The following is a 13,817-nucleotide window of genomic DNA, read 5'->3' as shown; positions in this document are numbered from 1 at the left end:
GGCTTGCCTGCCCGCTCGTTTGCGCGAGCGCGGCCCCCGGCAGGGACAGGAGAGCCAGGACGGCGCTCGCAAGGATGCCCCTCCCCACCATCGTCAGGGCGTCCGCACGAGATTGGCGAGCGCGGTCCTTGCAACCAGCGCCCCCGGACCGTTCGCATCGGCAAAGGTCTCCAGCGCATAGCGGACGGTCACATTGCCCTCCATCCGGTCGAAGGGAGGGGGCGTCGTCTTGCAGGTCAGCCCGTCGCAGGGCGTAAAATCGCTCGATGCAACGACATAGGTCGGGACGGCGCTGACATCGAACGCGCGAAACAGACGCGGGTCGATGCCGATCGAGGCGAACTGCTGCTCCTTGTCCACGACCTTTGCGAGCGCGGCGATGAAGGCCTTGCCTGAGTTGCCGGGAAAGCCCCGGAACACGACCACGCCGCCCGCCGCCGAGGTCTCGGCGATAATGCGCTTCAGGGCCTGGGGCGGCATCGAGGTCGAGACGAACACCATGAACTGGGGCGCGGTGCCGCGATTGTCCTTGAGGTTGGCCGATGCGGTCTGGATCATCTCGTCGAAATCGACGACGCCTGCCGGTCCCTTGGGCAACCGGGTCTTGTCGATCGTGCGCATCTTCTCCATCGCGACCGCCTGCACGGTCTGCGCATCCTGGCGGAACGCCTCGCCACGCCGCTGAACCTCGCCGACGAGCGCGGCTGCATCGGCGTCCGCCTTGGCCGAGCGCGCACGGACTGCATCGAGATCGAGACCCTCCACGCTCTGGCCGAGCACGGCCGCGCCGGTGCCGATGGAAGCGATCGCGGCAATCGATAGAAGGAGCTTCTTCATCGCCAACCTCAAAACATGCAACAATTGCGCTTGCGCCAGAGCAGATACCCAAAGTCCTCGCCCCCCACCGGGAAGGCGCGACCGGCGTCTGGCGGCAGCGTGGACGCGCCGATCGTCGAGCAGGCGAACTTGCCGCTCACGGTCGGCGTCGGGTTCGTCATCTGGATGCGGTATTGGGACTTCTTGAGGATCGGCATGACGTATTTGTTGCAGAGCGCCTTGGACCCTGCCGTCCCCCATGCGAGGCCCTGCCGGTGCATCTTGAAGAGCAGCCGCTCGGCCGCGAGGCGCGAGGACTGCACCGGCGAATTATGCGCCGCGATGTTGCCGTTCATCGGGAACATCGACCCGTTGCACCCGGAACACCAGAACATCTGGTCGATCGGCAGCGCCGCGGTCGCAGCCGCGCAATCGGCCGCGCATGCCGCGACCGCGATCGGATTGTTGAACAGCGCGACCTCGGGATTGATGAGCGTCGTCAGCACATCGTCGTTCCAGAGCGGATCGATCTCGGTCATGTAGGCGACGTCGAACGAGGCCTGCTCGAAGCACAGGAAGTCGGTGAGGATCTCCATCCAGTAGAGCAGCGGATAGACGTAATAATGGGCCTGCCAGTTGGCCGAGTTCTGCGTCGTGCCGCCACCGATCCGGGGGCCGGTATATTGGCCTTGCCCGATGTCGAGACCCGGATTGAGCCGCAGCCCGCCAAGGTTGGGAAAGCACCACGGCTTGGACGTGACGTCGACGAGCCGGGCCGGTTCCCAAAAGCCGATCGATATGCCGATCCGGGGAACAGGCGATCCGCACGCGCAAACGGGCAACGACGGATTCTTCGTGTCGGGCCGGCTTCCCGGCCAGATATGCGCGCCGCCGATCGACAGCGGAAACAGGCAGGACCAGCACACATCGGTCACAGGGTTCACGAACTTGCCGGTGCAGTTGGCAGGCAGCGCACTGGCGGGCGCGGACCATGCAGCGAGCGCGGCCAGGAACGACAGAAGGCCCACAAGACGCCGCATCATGGCAATGGCTCCTCACCTTCGCTCTTGCGAACCCTCGCGTCGAAATAGGCATTGTCGGCGCGGTTCTTGCGCACGACGTAGAGCGGCACGAGGATGACGAGAGCGAGGACAAGTCCCGCGATCATGCCCCCTGCCCCCGGTCCGAACAGAGCGTGCAGCGGTCGGATCGCGGGCACGGCGAGCGCCAGTGCAAGCGCGGACCACAGGATCGACAGGCGCATCGCCTTGAGGCCCGGCGTTTCGGGCGCGGCCATCGGCGTCCTGAGCATGTCGAGCCACATCATGCGCCCGCTCCCGGCATCTCGATCTCGCTGATCCTGAGCACTTCCCCCTGGGGCGCTACGACAGCGGGAACATGCGCGATCCCGAAATGGCTGGTGAGCTTGCCCTGCTGGTCGAAGAAAAAGCGGCGCTTCTTCTCGCCCATGCGATCGAAGGGAGACCCGGCGACGAAGATGATCTTGGCGTTCTGCGCGCTCCAGCGCTTCATCGCCCAGTCCACCTGTGCGTCATCGCGCCCGTCGATGAACACAAGGTCGGTCTTCATCGCCACGAACGAGAGCGGATTGACCCGCTGCCCCGCCTGCGCGACGAGCCGACCCTTCTGATCGCGCACGTCCTGGTCGAGCACGATCGAGGGATCGAAGGTCCAGCTGCGCCCCTCGCGTACCGCACCGATCCCTGCAACCGGCAACGGATTGCGCACCCGCTCCTGCGCCTTGACGCGCAGCGCCGCATTCATGCGCTCGATGCTGCCATCGGCCTGCATGGTCTTGAGACGCCGGTCGATCGTGTCGAGAAGATCGGGTTCGACGATCCCCCAGGTCTGTCCCATCACCCCATGGTCATGGGCCAATGCGCCCCCGACGACAGGCCAGGCAGAGCTGGCGACCAGTGCGATGGCGAGGAAGCCACCGGCAAGGGCGACCCGGCGGATCACAGGATCGGCGTCCCGGTTCCGACCAGCTGCTTTGCGCAGGCAAAGCCGATCTCGGCATAGCGGCTGTCGAACCCGTCGGGATGGGGCGTGCCGACATAGTAGCAGCCCTCAGGAACGCGCCCGACAGGCCCCGGTGTCAGGGGTTCCCCGGTGCGCGTCAGCGGCTTCATGTGCGCGACGCGGACGCCGTCGACATAGACATACGCGCCGCGATGCTCGACCAGCGAACCCGCCATCCCGATCACCCGCTTGCCGAACGGCCCTGTTTCCGGTCCGAAATGACGACGCACAAGAGCGTTGTCGGGCGGCACGAAGAACACATAGTCGCCTTTGGCCGGCGTCTTGCCGCGCGCGACGAAGAAGGCCCAGTTGGGCAGGCTCTCCGAGGCGTTAATCATGAAGGCGTGGCTTTGCTGCCAGGCACCGAGCGCATTATACCCCGCCCATGCGCTTGCCAGCAGCGCCACAGCGCTCCACTGGCGCACGCGCCGCGCGATGAGGGCCTTGCGGGCGAGCGGATCGCCCGCCCCTGCCGCACCGCTCACCGCGCCCGCAGGCGCGAGCCTGTCAGTAGCCGCCGCCATTGAGGCCTCCCTGCGCGGGCGGTGCGACCGTCGCTTCGACAGGCGAGACCGGTGCCGGGCCGAACGGCGAACCCTGGGGCGCTGGTGCAGCCTGAACCTGCGCGGACGGCGCGACACTTCCGGAGGCTGATGGAAGCATCGCGCCGACCGCGGGACCGGAGGCGGGAGCCGGCGCGGCCGCAGGGAGAGGCACGCGCGCGAAAACCGCCTTGCGGATCTGATCGGTGATATCCGGGACATTCTTGGAGAGGACCGCTTCGCCCACAAGGACGGTGGTGCCGCCCGCGCCGACCTTGCGCAGCTCCTCGTCGAGCGTACCCATGAATGCCCGCGTCTGGGCCGCAACCTGCTCGGGCGGGCTGTTGCTGTGGCTCTGGGCCTGCACATATTCCGACACGATCCCCTCGAGCCGGACGCTTGCCATCGGCACGGTGGCAGGGGGCGTGAGCAGATGCTTGGTCACCCATGCGCCCCAAAGCAGCACCGCCACGATAAGCGCGGCTGCGACATAGGCGATCCTGGGCAGACCCTCGGGCTTGCGGCGCACGGCCTTCGCACCCGTGCCGCGCGCCGGCGAGGCGGGCGTGGCCTCGGGATGGATCGTCAAAGGGACAGGAGCGGGTTCGCCGGATGCGGGGGCCGCTGTGGACCGATCGAGGACGTCAACCATGCCGGGTGCCTTTCGTGGAAGTGACGATCGCGAGCAGCAGCTTGCCGCGCAGCAGCGCAACCACGCCGAAGGCGACGATGAAGGTGAAGAAAAGCTGGTCGCCGAACACCGCACGGCGCGCGCTGTCGGCCGCGACGAAGTGCGTGCCGAGATTGGCGACCTGCGAGAAGAAGCCGATCGCGGTGAAGTCGCCGAGCATCATGAAGAAGAGGATCGCGACCCCGAAGGTCGCAAGCAGCGTCATCGCCATCCAGCCCGACGTGCGCAGCAGCACATAGCACATGTCCGCGAACGCACGGGCGAACGCGCGCTTCCAGGAAAAGGGCGTCGGCGTCTTCCAGTCGGTGTCGAAAGGCGTGAGCGCGTTCATTCCGCCGCCTCCATGAGAGGCGTACCGATCGGTTTGCCGATATATTCCTCGGGATAGGCGACCCGCTCGATCGCCTCGTCCATCGAGCATCCCTGCTCGATCAGATGCTCGATGTCGGCAAAGGTCTGGGGGCTGGAAGAGTAAAGCGTCGCGGAATATTTATCGAGCACGAGGCGACCGACCGCCATCGAATCCGGCCCCTTGATCATGATGTCGGAATATTCCGCGCCGTTGCGCTTGAGCGAGCGCAGCAGGCTTTCGGTGTAGGGGTCCATGTCGAACCGGCCATGCTTCTGGAAGTCCGAAATCGTGTCGGGCTTCTGCATGAGGATGACCGACCAGTCGGAATTCTCGAGCGCGGCAAGGCTCCCTTCCGACTTGTAATAATCGTTCAGGCTCTGCGTCGCGGTGATGAGGGACGCGCCATATTTCCGGCAGGTCCGGCTGTAGGTTTCGACGAAATCGGCCATCGATCCGCCGCGCAGCATCTGCCACGCCTCGTCGATCAGCAGCGCCTTGGGGATCTGGCGATCCATCCGGCGCATCGTCTGCGAGGACATGAACATGATCGCGGTCAGCACGACCGAGCGCAGTTCCTCGCGGCTCGAGAGGTCCGACAGTTCGAAGACGGTGAGCGCGTTCGACATGTCCACCGACGCCTCGCCGGTAAAGAAGCTGCCATAGGTGCCCGCACTCGAGAACGGGAACATCGCGATCGCCAGATCCTGGCCCTGCGGCGATCCGTCAGTGCGCAGCGCCTCGACCACATCGTCGACGCTGCCCCCCCGCCCTTTCGCTTCCCAGACCTGATTGACCGCGCGATCGATAAGGCCGCGCTCGGTATCGTTGAGCTTGTCGATGTGGCGACCCATCTGACCGACGATCGACTTGAGCATCGCGAGCGCGTCGATGAGATAATCCTCATCCTGCGCGACCAGCGCCTCGTCGATCATCGAGAAGGGATTGAGGCTGAAGCCGTCGCGCAGGCGAAACTCGACGAAATTGCCGCCCAGGCTCTTGGACATATGTTCGAACGAGCGGCCATCGTCGATCACGATGATCTTGGCACCGACCCCGGCGAACGCCGCGCACAATTCCTGAAGCGCGACCGACTTGCCCGACCCGGACTTGCCGAACACCGCGACATTGTGGTTGCCCGCCTTGTTCTCGAAGGGCGACCAGAAGAAGGGCTGGCCGCGCCGTCCGATGAACATGAGGTGCGGCAAGCCCCCGCCCAGAAACTCGCCCTGGATCGGCAGCATGTTCGCCGCGGTACTGGTGAGCATCGTGCGCAACCGCTTCATGCGCTTGAGATCGCTGTCGAGGCCGTTGCCCAGCGTCATCGGCAGGCACGACATGAATGCCATGATCTGGAGAAAGCGTTCGTCGAGCAGGTCCCAGCCAGCGGCCTTGTACATCGATTTGACGGTGCGCTCGTTGGCATCGCCCATCCCCTTGGGGCTGATGATGCCGACCGCATAATAGGCCTGCACCAGCTTCTTGCCGAGGCGCAGTTCCTGGGTGACATGCTCCCATTCGCGGCTCTGGTCCTTGAGCTGCGGCAGCAGGCGCGCCGACTTCGAATCCGCAAGGCTCGACGTGCGCATGAACTTGTAGCCCGCCTTGGACGAGGCGGCCTGCTCGTCCTGATAGCACAGGCACAGCGAAGTCAGCGTCGGACACCCAGGGCGCAGCTTGTCGGAGAACATGTCACCGATCAGCTTCTGCACGTCCCACGGTGCCCAGCGGTTGGGAAGATTGCGAACCGAGAAGAAGCGATAGTCGAACGTGTCGGGTCGGATCTCCTCATACTGGGTCTCACCCGAAAGACTGGTCACGGCGCGCAGCGGCTCGACCGAAACGAGCAGGCGATCGGCCTGGACGACGGTCTGGACGTCTCGGCGCACGCACTGGTCGGCTATCGGATCGAGGTCGGAATATTCCGATACCTGGTCCGACACGTCGAACGCGGGCGCGGTAATGTCATCGATCAGCGCAATGAGATCGACCGGCTTCATTCGCGTGGCCGGCATGTCGATCGACGCCAGGGTCGAGACGATACTGTCGCGCACGCCAATCAGTTCTTCCGGTGTCGCTTTCGACGCAGCGATCGACACCGACAGAAAGATGCGATGATTGCGGACATGGAAAGGCCCGTCCTTCGACATCGAGACCCATGCCCCGTGCCGCAGGAACGCCGATCGCCGCTCCGCGATCTTGCGATGCACGCCGCCGGCCTTGAAGCGTGGCAGCGCATATTGCGCGATCAGCGCGCCCACGCGCGGGCTCTGGAACGAGAGAAGCTGGACGCGCGCGCTAGGCGGCACGCTCTCGGAGAGCATCTGCGCGAGGATCTCGCCGGTGCGCTCATCGGCCCCCATGAGCGGCGCCAGCTCGAGCGCGAACGCAAGGCTGTCGGTCTGGTAGAACAGATCGTTGCGCGCGTCGAAGCTGCGATAGGGCAGCCATTGCGAGAGCATGGGCGCGCCGTGCGAGGGCGTACCCTGATCGGGGCCGCGTGTGTCACCGAGCAGACGCGCGATGAAGCCTGTCTTAGCGGCCATGGCTCAGTCCTCCACGCGCGGGGAGAACGAGGCAGGCCGGTTCGCCGGGTTCCCCGAAGCGAATTCCGGCGCATTGCTTTTGGGCTTGGCACCGACCGGTGCCGGCGCGGGGGTTGCAGCCCGTGCAGCGACCGGGACCCCCTTCCCTGCCGCCGCCTCTCGCGCCTTGGCGCGCGCGGCTGCGACCGCCGCGGCGGTCGGGGCACCCACAGCGCTCGCCGGCGGTACTGCCGCGACCGGCGCGGTCGCCGGGACTTCGACAGGTGCCGACGCGGACGGCGGGATCGGCGTACCGAGCTGCGAGAGGATCTCGGGGCTGACGTTGAGGACCTGCGTCGCGGCAAGGGCAGGACCGTGCCCGTCGGTCGCGGCGAGCCATTGGCCGTTATCGACCACGGCCTGCACGACGCTCGTTTCATGATAGCGCCCTGCCCCGTCGACATGCGCGGGAAAGACAATGCGCAGCACCTTCTGCGGACCCACACCCGACGCCTGCGCGGTCGCTGCATAGGCGATGCGCTGCGGCCCTGCCTGCCGCAAGGGCGCCTGGAAGGGGCCTGCGGGACGATAGCTCGTCTCGCCGCTGATTTCCGCGAGCGCCTTGTCGTCGATCACGGTTGCGGGCGCACAGCTGCCCCCCCGCGGGGCACCGCACGCAAAGCTGCCCTTGATGTTGGTCCCGAAGGTCGTGCACCCTGCCAGCAGCACAAGGCTCGTCGCCATCGCGATCGCGACCCGCCGGGTGCGGCCTCGCGGGCGATACTGGGACACCGGACAGTCCGGCAGACGGATCGCCGAACGGCTCATGACCTTGCTCCCTTCAACCATGCAAGAAGTTGCGCCTTGGGCTGGAACCCCTCCATCACCGCGCCATCGGAGCGCACGAGAACGGGCGTGCCGTTGAGACCGTGCGCCTTGGCGAACGCCTCATTCTCGTCGAGACCGCTGGTGTCGCACTTGCCCGTCCCTGGCACCGGGTCCTGCGCATAGGCGGCGCGCACCGCTGCATGCCGGTCCTTCGCGCACAGCACGCGATCGGCGACGTCCCGGCTTCCGAGCACCGAGATCGGCCGCTCGATCACGCGCACGTTCATCGTCTCGAGCGTCTGACTGAGCGCCCGGCAATAGCCGCAATGGAAATCGGAAAAGACAGTGACGCTCTGGGCCCCCGAACCCCATATGATCGCTCCCTTGTTCGAGAGCTTCGAAAGGTCGAGCGTGCGGACGGCCCCCCGTTGTTCCGTCACCCGCGCCCCGTTGCCCGGCGCAGAAGGCTCGGGCGCATCGGCTGCCGCATTGGCGCGAGCCGCGCCGCCCACCAGCATGTCGGGGTTGAGCGCCAACAGGCGCGCTGCCGTCAGGTCCTGCCGGGTTTCCATGTCATAGACCCGGCCGATCACGAGATAACGGGCCGACTTGTCGACATAGAAGAGATTGGCGCCGGCGGTAACTTCGCACAGCCCCTCGATCTTCGTGCAATCGATCCCGGTGATCGGCGTCTTGGGGAGCCGCTGCTGGAGCGCGGCCTGCACCTGCGGCCCGATCGCCGGCTCCGCGCTGCCGGTCAGCATCATCGCCGCGCTGGCCGCGACGCCAAGCAGAATATTCTGTGTCATAAGCATATCCTTTCGGCCCGAGGCTCAGTTCTGGATGAAGACGCCTTCGAGGAAGACGATCTCGACATCGATGCCGGTCGGCATCTCGATGATCGGCTGATATTGCTCGGCCCGCTCGATCAGATATTTACTGACCATGTCGGCGGACTGGGCGATGCCGTTGCCCAGCCCCGCCTGTGCGATGTCGCCCATGCCGATCTGTTCGCGCTTCCCGTTGACCGTCACGTTGTTGCCGGTGAGGAGCGAGTTGGTGTTGGCCGAGAAGCCGCGACCGAAACCACCTGCGATACCGGCGATGAAGGCCTGGCCGACAAGCCCGCCCTCGCGGCTGACCACCCGCCCGCGCACGCCGGTCTTGCCGGCAAAGCTGATGAAGCCCTTGACGTCCGAGACCGCGAAGCGCCCATTGGCCTGCGGACAGGTCATCCGCTGGAGCTTCACATAGACCTTCTCCGAGGAGAGGTCGCCGCGTGCCGCGCCGTTGATGACGCAGCCCTCGATCCGGGTCGTGAGCAGCTTGCCGTTGCTGTAAACCGAGCGCGCCGGCCCTGTGATCCGCAGCACGACGGGAAGCGGATCGCTCTGCGACTGCACCCCTGCCGACGCATCGACGCCGACGATCACCTTGGCCTTCGCGATCGAATTGGGCGGCAGATAATTGGGGCTGTCGGTATAGCTGGTCGTGCCACCCGAAATGCGCGTCGCCGTTCCGCTCGGCCCGCCCTCGAACGAGACGAGCTTGATCGAGCGCGACTGCGACACCGCGGCAGCGGCCGCCTCCCCTGCGCTCATCGGTGCGCCCGGACCCCGATAGTTGGGCTGGCCCATCGGCCCGTACATCTGCGCGGGCACCGGCGCAGGGGGCGTGCTCGACCGCTGCGCAAGCTGCTGACGAAGCTGGTCGTTCTCCTGCTGGTAAGCGCTCATCACCCGCTGGCCATCTGAGGCCATCGACTGTTTCTCGCCCTGGAGCGCGGCGATCTGCGCCTGAAGCTGCTCCATCTGCGCGCGCTGGCCGTCGACACCCTTCAACTGGTTGTTGATCGACTGCATCTGCGCTTCGGATGCCGCCTGCCACTCCCGGTCCGACATGTTCCGGTTGACCATGTCGTCGGTGGTGATCTTGACGACCTTGTCGTCTGTGCCCGCCGTCTTGAGCTTGGTATCGTCGCCCATGACGTACCAGGACCCCAGCACCAGCGCGAGCGCGCCGCCGCAGCCAAGGTAGAGCAGCTGCTTCTTTCGGACGGCGTCGTTGCCGGCCATCAGTTCGCCCTCGCCTTCTTCAGGCTCGGCATCGAGTTGCTTGGGTTTCCTGCCGGGGAAAAGGTCCTTGAGGCTCATGGCCGCACTCCGTTGGCGAGGCCCGACGGCGTGACGATATACGCTGTGGTGACTTCACCGGGCTTGAGGTTGGGATTGGCGACCGAGACGGCGATCGCATTCGACGGCGCGATCGTTCCTTCGCCCAGCGCGACAGGCGATCCGCCCTTGTTCTCGATCCGCAACACGCGCCCTGCGAGCGCCGTGCCCCGATATTCGGTGAGCATCTGCACCTTGAGCGACCCCACCATGACCGGATCGGTAACCGCGGGGCGGACGTCGAAGCCCTCGAGCGGGGCTTGCTGGAACATCGCCTGGACGAGCGTGGCGGACGCTTCCTGCGGCGTGGTGTCGGCCTGTGCGACCGCTGTCTGCGCCTCGCCTGCGATATCCTTGTTCTCGACGAACACCTGTTGCGCGTCGTCGCCTGCAAGGCGGCAGCTGAACTTGTAGACATACCCCTTGGAGGTCGTGCCGAAGAAGGAGACGTTGGCCCTCGAATAGGCTTCGGGAACAGAGACGTAGATGTCGCCGCGCGTCGGCTCGTTGACGACCGTGAAATCGTCGCTCTCGACGCCGGTGGTCAGCTTGGAGACACTGGCAAAGCGGTCGTCCTTGAGGCTTATCCGTGTGAGCCCGGACTTGGAAAGCGTGCAGGAAACCTCGCTATTGTCCTTTGCGAGCAGATGCTCGTCGGCAAAGGCAGGCGCAGCGAGCGACATTCCCCCGACCAGGATCATGCCTGCGCCGACGAAGCGCGAGAGCGAGCAGACGCGGGAGGCGATCGCCGTCCCGCCTCCGATGAGGCCAAATGCGATCAGGGGCGTCATGCCTCGTCTCCGGTTGCAGCGTCGTCCTTGTCGACCTTGGTGACCATGCCGAAGCCCTTCAGCTGAAGGGACAGGCCGCGATAGGACCAGTAGAAGCGGAAGGTTTTCGCCTCGGCAGTCACCGCCTTGGAGCCGACGACGGTATGCAGCGTGCCGGTCACTTCCGAGGTCAGGTTCTCAGGATCGACCTTCATGCTGGCGAGCGTGAAATACTGGCTGATGCTCGACCCGCGCTGTTCGCTCAGGATCTTCATGAGATCGCGCTTGAGCGAGCCGTGACTTTCGGGCGTCGCGATCTTGAGGATCGACTCCATCCAGTAGTCGAGATTTTCAGGCGAGCGGTTGAGCGTCATCAGCGCGGTGTCGCGCGTGACCATCTCGAGATACTCCCGGCTGACCCCGCTCGAGGACAGCGTCAGGGGCGTGCGCACGATAGGTTGAAGGACGATCTCGCGGTCGCGCGTCGCGCCGACCAGGAAGAGGATGACCACGAGGCCCGCGAGAACCAGCGCCACGATGCCGAGCATGTTGCGCTGCTTGAGAACCCGCTGCGACTGCGCGAGACCGACACTATAATCCATTTCAGCCCACCATCACGCGAAGGTGGGAGGGTGGCGTCGCCTTGAGACCGGTAAAACTCGACGGCAGGTGCCAGTAGGCCATGTGGAGAATCCACGATGTGGCCTTGCCGGCTTTGAGCTTCCGAAACCCCCACCATCCGAGCAACGAGACCATCAATCCGATCACGACGTGCTGCGAAAGGATGCCCCAGATGAAGGGGATCGCCATCGCGAGGAACTCGTCCAGCGTCCAGAAGCCGATCAGCTCCGGATCGTCGAGATGCGAAGGGATGGTATACCTGTCCATAAGCGCTCACCGCCCTCCCAGCGGTTGATCCCAGTCGGTCCTCAGATCGTCGCGGTGACGGTCGAGGTGACGATCGGAATGCCGGTGCCCGCACCGACGCCGACGGCGACGGGAACGGCCACCTGGCCGAGGCTGAAGCGACCCGACGCAAGCGCGACGATGCCGCCGGCAAGGCTCATCACGGTGATGATCTTGCCGCCCGAGCCCTCGAGGAAGTCCGTGAACTTCGTGAGCGCGGTATTGAACGTTGTGTCGGTGCCCGCAAAGGCCGCCGACGCGCCCAGGATCATCACGCAGGCGATGATCGCAAGGCCAAGAAGGATACCGTTGATCTGGTTACCCTTCGGCATCGAAAGTGCAGTCATGCTCTTTCCCCTTGGAAGACGACGCACAAGCACGTCGTCTCCGTTAAGAGGATATAAACTCATGGTGATCGCAAGTATTAAATCATGGTGTGTAATAGAATTACACTAAAGGGTGTAATAGAATTACACACCTGTGTAACCAGGTTACACACTCCACATCATTGACGAGCAAACAGTGTAAAATTTTTACACTCTTCGTTGCGATGTGGAAACGTATTACCAGTTCAGGTGCATTCCCGAAATTTTCGTTCGCTGAAATATTTTTATTACTGCGGCAAACTTTCTTCTGTCTGCGCTGGCGGGCGTCCGCTTACAGCGGTATCAATCGCCTCAATGTCCCAGGCCCTATATACCTTTCGCGTCAGCGACCGCGTTTTCCGCCTCACCGCCGATGCGATCAGGGTCTATTCCCTTAAGACCGGCCAATTCGAGACGGTTTCCTCGACTGCCATACATGGTCTTGGAATTATTGGAGAAATGCTCGATTTCCGACAAATCTGGCGGTCGGCGAGCGAGCGTGACGAGACAGGTGATTATCGCATAACGCTGCGTATCAATCTTCGAGACAAACCCGCCTTCCAGGCCGCGAGGGAGGCCATCGCGAAGGCGACCGGCACAGTTCCTCCAGTTCGGTTCGTCTTTGTCAGCGCTCTTCTCGCCGTGTTTGAAGGAACCGATTCCTAAATCTGCGATGAACGGTGGTTCACATGGGATTGACAGAACCGACTCATACGGCTGTATGATACTCCCCTAACCGGGGGTGCCATGCCATGAGCGACCGGAGTATCGGGTCACAAGAAAGCGTCAAACGCCAGGAGTGCTTCAGGCGCCTCTTTCTTCACGAGTGGAGACGACGCCGGATCACGAACAAGGAAATGGCCCGCAGGCTCGGCCGCAGTCTCAGCCTGATCAACAAGATCAAGGCATGCAATGCCGCTGTTACCCCGGTCATTCACAATCAACTCGTCGCTGTCCTCGAGATCGATATCGACGTTGCATCTTTCGCCATCGACATACTGGGGAAGCCCGAACTCTATTTTGACCCGGGTTTCCGGCAGTTCGTTCGCTGGATCGTCGACGTCGCGTCCAATTATGACAATGCGGGTGAGGAATGCGCCACGTTCATGGCACTTGCCAGCGAGGTTGGATCCGCACCAGGCGCGCCGTCTATCTTTCAAAAGCTGTTGGGCGACATCCAAAGCCCGGTTGCTACAGCATCATGAGTCGAGCGCGGTGTTGAAAGCAGATGTCTTATGACTATCCTGCCCCATGCCCGAAAAGGACTCGACGACAAGGAGCGCACGGTCGATGCGTCGCAAAAAGCTGCGTGAGGACGCAGCTGGCTATCGACGTTCAACATACGCCCTCTCTCCTACATCCATCGACATCGTGGAGAAGATTCGGCAGCGCCTCACACTGCCGTCCCGCGAGGCAACGATCAACGCCATACTCGAACGGATCGATAGCGACATTCTGTTGCGCTACGAATTCCTTGGCCCGCGAACGCCAGATCGCGCCAACAAAGAGCCATGAATCCTACTGCCGGCAATCGGCTCAAACCGGCCGTCAGTTTAAGTCTCACTCCACCATTGCGTGCATCTGCGCAACACGTCGGCCAAGACGGGGTCGGTTCTGGCTGAGGGCGAAATGACACCCTAAGCGTCGGCATCCTTCGGCCAGAGGTATTCGCCGGTGAGGAGGATATGCGCCCACCCCAGCGGGGAGACATGGGCGAGCAGATGATCGGGCGTGTCCAGCCCTTCGCGACGCCGGGCCTCGACGGCATGGCCGAGGTGCAGGGTGTTCCAGGGGTCAGGACATAGAACGGG

Annotated in this window: 19 protein-coding genes; 3 read left to right on the top strand and 16 right to left on the bottom strand. The window is 64.0% G+C overall.

Translation table 11 applies throughout. The features are described 5' to 3' along the window. Positions 1-93: 93 nt before the first annotated feature. The 15 genes from trbC to OKA11_RS21150 are packed head-to-tail and all read right to left on the bottom strand — an operon-like array spanning position 94 to position 11,913. Positions 94-837, bottom strand: coding sequence for a type-F conjugative transfer system pilin assembly protein TrbC (gene trbC / locus OKA11_RS21220; RefSeq protein ID WP_267224013.1), 744 nt, complete (start codon positions 835-837; stop codon positions 94-96). 8 nt (positions 838-845) lie between these two features. Further along, the gene (gene traU / locus OKA11_RS21215; RefSeq protein ID WP_267224011.1) at positions 846-1,859 is read right to left on the bottom strand and encodes a conjugal transfer pilus assembly protein TraU; all 1,014 of its coding nucleotides are present in this window, start codon (positions 1,857-1,859) and stop codon (positions 846-848) included. Then, entirely contained in the window at positions 1,856-2,143 is a 288-nt protein-coding gene (locus OKA11_RS21210; RefSeq protein ID WP_069338496.1) for a hypothetical protein, read from the bottom strand. The genes traU and OKA11_RS21210 overlap by 4 nt, the downstream gene beginning before the upstream one ends. Beyond that, on the bottom strand, positions 2,140-2,799 hold the full coding sequence (traW, locus tag OKA11_RS21205) for a type-F conjugative transfer system protein TraW (protein WP_267224008.1): 660 nt from the start codon (positions 2,797-2,799) through the stop codon (positions 2,140-2,142). The genes OKA11_RS21210 and traW overlap by 4 nt, the downstream gene beginning before the upstream one ends. Further along, positions 2,796-3,383: a S26 family signal peptidase gene (locus OKA11_RS21200; RefSeq protein WP_267224007.1), complete on the bottom strand. Its 588-nt coding sequence runs from the start codon at positions 3,381-3,383 to the stop codon at positions 2,796-2,798. The genes traW and OKA11_RS21200 overlap by 4 nt, the downstream gene beginning before the upstream one ends. Next, positions 3,367-4,053 carry a TrbI F-type domain-containing protein gene (locus OKA11_RS21195; RefSeq protein ID WP_267224004.1) on the bottom strand — a complete coding sequence of 229 codons (687 nt, stop codon included), beginning with the start codon at positions 4,051-4,053 and terminating at the stop codon, positions 3,367-3,369. The genes OKA11_RS21200 and OKA11_RS21195 overlap by 17 nt, the downstream gene beginning before the upstream one ends. Next, on the bottom strand, positions 4,046-4,423 hold the full coding sequence (locus tag OKA11_RS21190) for a hypothetical protein (RefSeq protein WP_267224002.1): 378 nt from the start codon (positions 4,421-4,423) through the stop codon (positions 4,046-4,048). The genes OKA11_RS21195 and OKA11_RS21190 overlap by 8 nt, the downstream gene beginning before the upstream one ends. Then, on the bottom strand, positions 4,420-6,987 hold the full coding sequence (traC, locus tag OKA11_RS21185; RefSeq protein ID WP_267224000.1) for a type IV secretion system protein TraC: 2,568 nt from the start codon (positions 6,985-6,987) through the stop codon (positions 4,420-4,422). The genes OKA11_RS21190 and traC overlap by 4 nt, the downstream gene beginning before the upstream one ends. A 3-nt stretch (positions 6,988-6,990) precedes the next feature. Further along, positions 6,991-7,794, bottom strand: coding sequence for a conjugal transfer protein (locus tag OKA11_RS21180; protein ID WP_267223999.1), 804 nt, complete (start codon positions 7,792-7,794; stop codon positions 6,991-6,993). Beyond that, complete coding sequence (locus OKA11_RS21175) at positions 7,791-8,603, bottom strand: DsbC family protein (RefSeq protein WP_267223997.1); 813 nt, start codon at positions 8,601-8,603, stop codon at positions 7,791-7,793. Before OKA11_RS21175 ends, OKA11_RS21180 begins: the two co-directional genes overlap by 4 nt. 24 nt (positions 8,604-8,627) lie before the next feature. Then, positions 8,628-9,947: a TraB/VirB10 family protein gene (locus OKA11_RS21170; RefSeq protein WP_267223995.1), complete on the bottom strand. Its 1,320-nt coding sequence runs from the start codon at positions 9,945-9,947 to the stop codon at positions 8,628-8,630. After that, positions 9,944-10,756, bottom strand: coding sequence for a type-F conjugative transfer system secretin TraK (locus OKA11_RS21165; protein ID WP_267223993.1), 813 nt, complete (start codon positions 10,754-10,756; stop codon positions 9,944-9,946). Before OKA11_RS21165 ends, OKA11_RS21170 begins: the two co-directional genes overlap by 4 nt. Next, a complete protein-coding gene (locus OKA11_RS21160) occupies positions 10,753-11,337 on the bottom strand; it encodes a type IV conjugative transfer system protein TraE (RefSeq protein ID WP_099231087.1) in 585 nt (194 codons plus the stop codon). The genes OKA11_RS21165 and OKA11_RS21160 overlap by 4 nt, the downstream gene beginning before the upstream one ends. A 1-nt stretch (position 11,338) precedes the next feature. Beyond that, the gene (gene traL / locus OKA11_RS21155) at positions 11,339-11,623 is read right to left on the bottom strand and encodes a type IV conjugative transfer system protein TraL (RefSeq protein WP_007406330.1); all 285 of its coding nucleotides are present in this window, start codon (positions 11,621-11,623) and stop codon (positions 11,339-11,341) included. Positions 11,624-11,664: 41 nt separating this feature from the next. Beyond that, entirely contained in the window at positions 11,665-11,913 is a 249-nt protein-coding gene (locus OKA11_RS21150) for a hypothetical protein (RefSeq protein ID WP_234792482.1), read from the bottom strand. Positions 11,914-12,321: 408 nt separating this feature from the next. Here OKA11_RS21150 and OKA11_RS21145 point away from each other — a divergent pair, with 408 nt between their 5' ends. The 3 genes from OKA11_RS21145 to OKA11_RS21135 all read left to right on the top strand — a co-directional run bounded on the left by OKA11_RS21145 (position 12,322) and on the right by OKA11_RS21135 (position 13,521). After that, positions 12,322-12,672 (top strand): hypothetical protein, encoded by a 351-nt coding sequence (locus tag OKA11_RS21145; protein WP_069338508.1) that lies wholly within the window; start codon positions 12,322-12,324, stop codon positions 12,670-12,672. Positions 12,673-12,863: 191 nt separating this feature from the next. After that, positions 12,864-13,211, top strand: coding sequence for a hypothetical protein (locus OKA11_RS21140; protein WP_069338509.1), 348 nt, complete (start codon positions 12,864-12,866; stop codon positions 13,209-13,211). A gap of 85 nt (positions 13,212-13,296) precedes the next feature. Then, on the top strand, positions 13,297-13,521 hold the full coding sequence (locus OKA11_RS21135; RefSeq protein WP_081260906.1) for a hypothetical protein: 225 nt from the start codon (positions 13,297-13,299) through the stop codon (positions 13,519-13,521). A 122-nt stretch (positions 13,522-13,643) separates the two neighbouring features. Here OKA11_RS21135 and OKA11_RS21130 read toward each other — a convergent pair. Beyond that, positions 13,644-13,817: Tn3 family transposase (locus tag OKA11_RS21130; protein WP_407673504.1), on the bottom strand; the 174-nt coding region annotated here is incomplete at its 5' end.

The organism is Novosphingobium clariflavum (genome assembly GCF_026420865.1).
Lineage (GTDB): Bacteria > Pseudomonadota > Alphaproteobacteria > Sphingomonadales > Sphingomonadaceae > Novosphingobium > Novosphingobium clariflavum.
This window is presented reverse-complemented; position numbering and strand designations above follow the sequence as displayed.

Bases quoted from the DNA above. Each gene is read 5' to 3' on its own strand.
- trbC (WP_267224013.1), bottom strand. From the start codon at position 837: ATGAAGAAGCTCCTTCTATCGATTGCCGCGATCGCTTCCATCGGCACC.
- traU (WP_267224011.1), bottom strand. From the start codon at position 1,859: ATGATGCGGCGTCTTGTGGGCCTTCTGTCGTTCCTGGCCGCGCTCGCT.
- OKA11_RS21210 (WP_069338496.1), bottom strand. From the start codon at position 2,143: ATGATGTGGCTCGACATGCTCAGGACGCCGATGGCCGCGCCCGAAACG.
- OKA11_RS21200 (WP_267224007.1), bottom strand. From the start codon at position 3,383: ATGGCGGCGGCTACTGACAGGCTCGCGCCTGCGGGCGCGGTGAGCGGT.
- OKA11_RS21195 (WP_267224004.1), bottom strand. From the start codon at position 4,053: ATGGTTGACGTCCTCGATCGGTCCACAGCGGCCCCCGCATCCGGCGAA.
- OKA11_RS21190 (WP_267224002.1), bottom strand. From the start codon at position 4,423: ATGAACGCGCTCACGCCTTTCGACACCGACTGGAAGACGCCGACGCCC.
- traC (WP_267224000.1), bottom strand. From the start codon at position 6,987: ATGGCCGCTAAGACAGGCTTCATCGCGCGTCTGCTCGGTGACACACGC.
- OKA11_RS21180 (WP_267223999.1), bottom strand. From the start codon at position 7,794: ATGAGCCGTTCGGCGATCCGTCTGCCGGACTGTCCGGTGTCCCAGTAT.
- OKA11_RS21175 (WP_267223997.1), bottom strand. From the start codon at position 8,603: ATGACACAGAATATTCTGCTTGGCGTCGCGGCCAGCGCGGCGATGATG.
- OKA11_RS21170 (WP_267223995.1), bottom strand. From the start codon at position 9,947: ATGAGCCTCAAGGACCTTTTCCCCGGCAGGAAACCCAAGCAACTCGAT.
- OKA11_RS21165 (WP_267223993.1), bottom strand. From the start codon at position 10,756: ATGACGCCCCTGATCGCATTTGGCCTCATCGGAGGCGGGACGGCGATC.
- OKA11_RS21160 (WP_099231087.1), bottom strand. From the start codon at position 11,337: ATGGATTATAGTGTCGGTCTCGCGCAGTCGCAGCGGGTTCTCAAGCAG.
- traL (WP_007406330.1), bottom strand. From the start codon at position 11,623: ATGGACAGGTATACCATCCCTTCGCATCTCGACGATCCGGAGCTGATC.
- OKA11_RS21150 (WP_234792482.1), bottom strand. From the start codon at position 11,913: ATGATCCTGGGCGCGTCGGCGGCCTTTGCGGGCACCGACACAACGTTC.
- OKA11_RS21145 (WP_069338508.1), top strand. From the start codon at position 12,322: ATGTCCCAGGCCCTATATACCTTTCGCGTCAGCGACCGCGTTTTCCGC.
- OKA11_RS21140 (WP_069338509.1), top strand. From the start codon at position 12,864: ATGGCCCGCAGGCTCGGCCGCAGTCTCAGCCTGATCAACAAGATCAAG.
- OKA11_RS21135 (WP_081260906.1), top strand. From the start codon at position 13,297: ATGCGTCGCAAAAAGCTGCGTGAGGACGCAGCTGGCTATCGACGTTCA.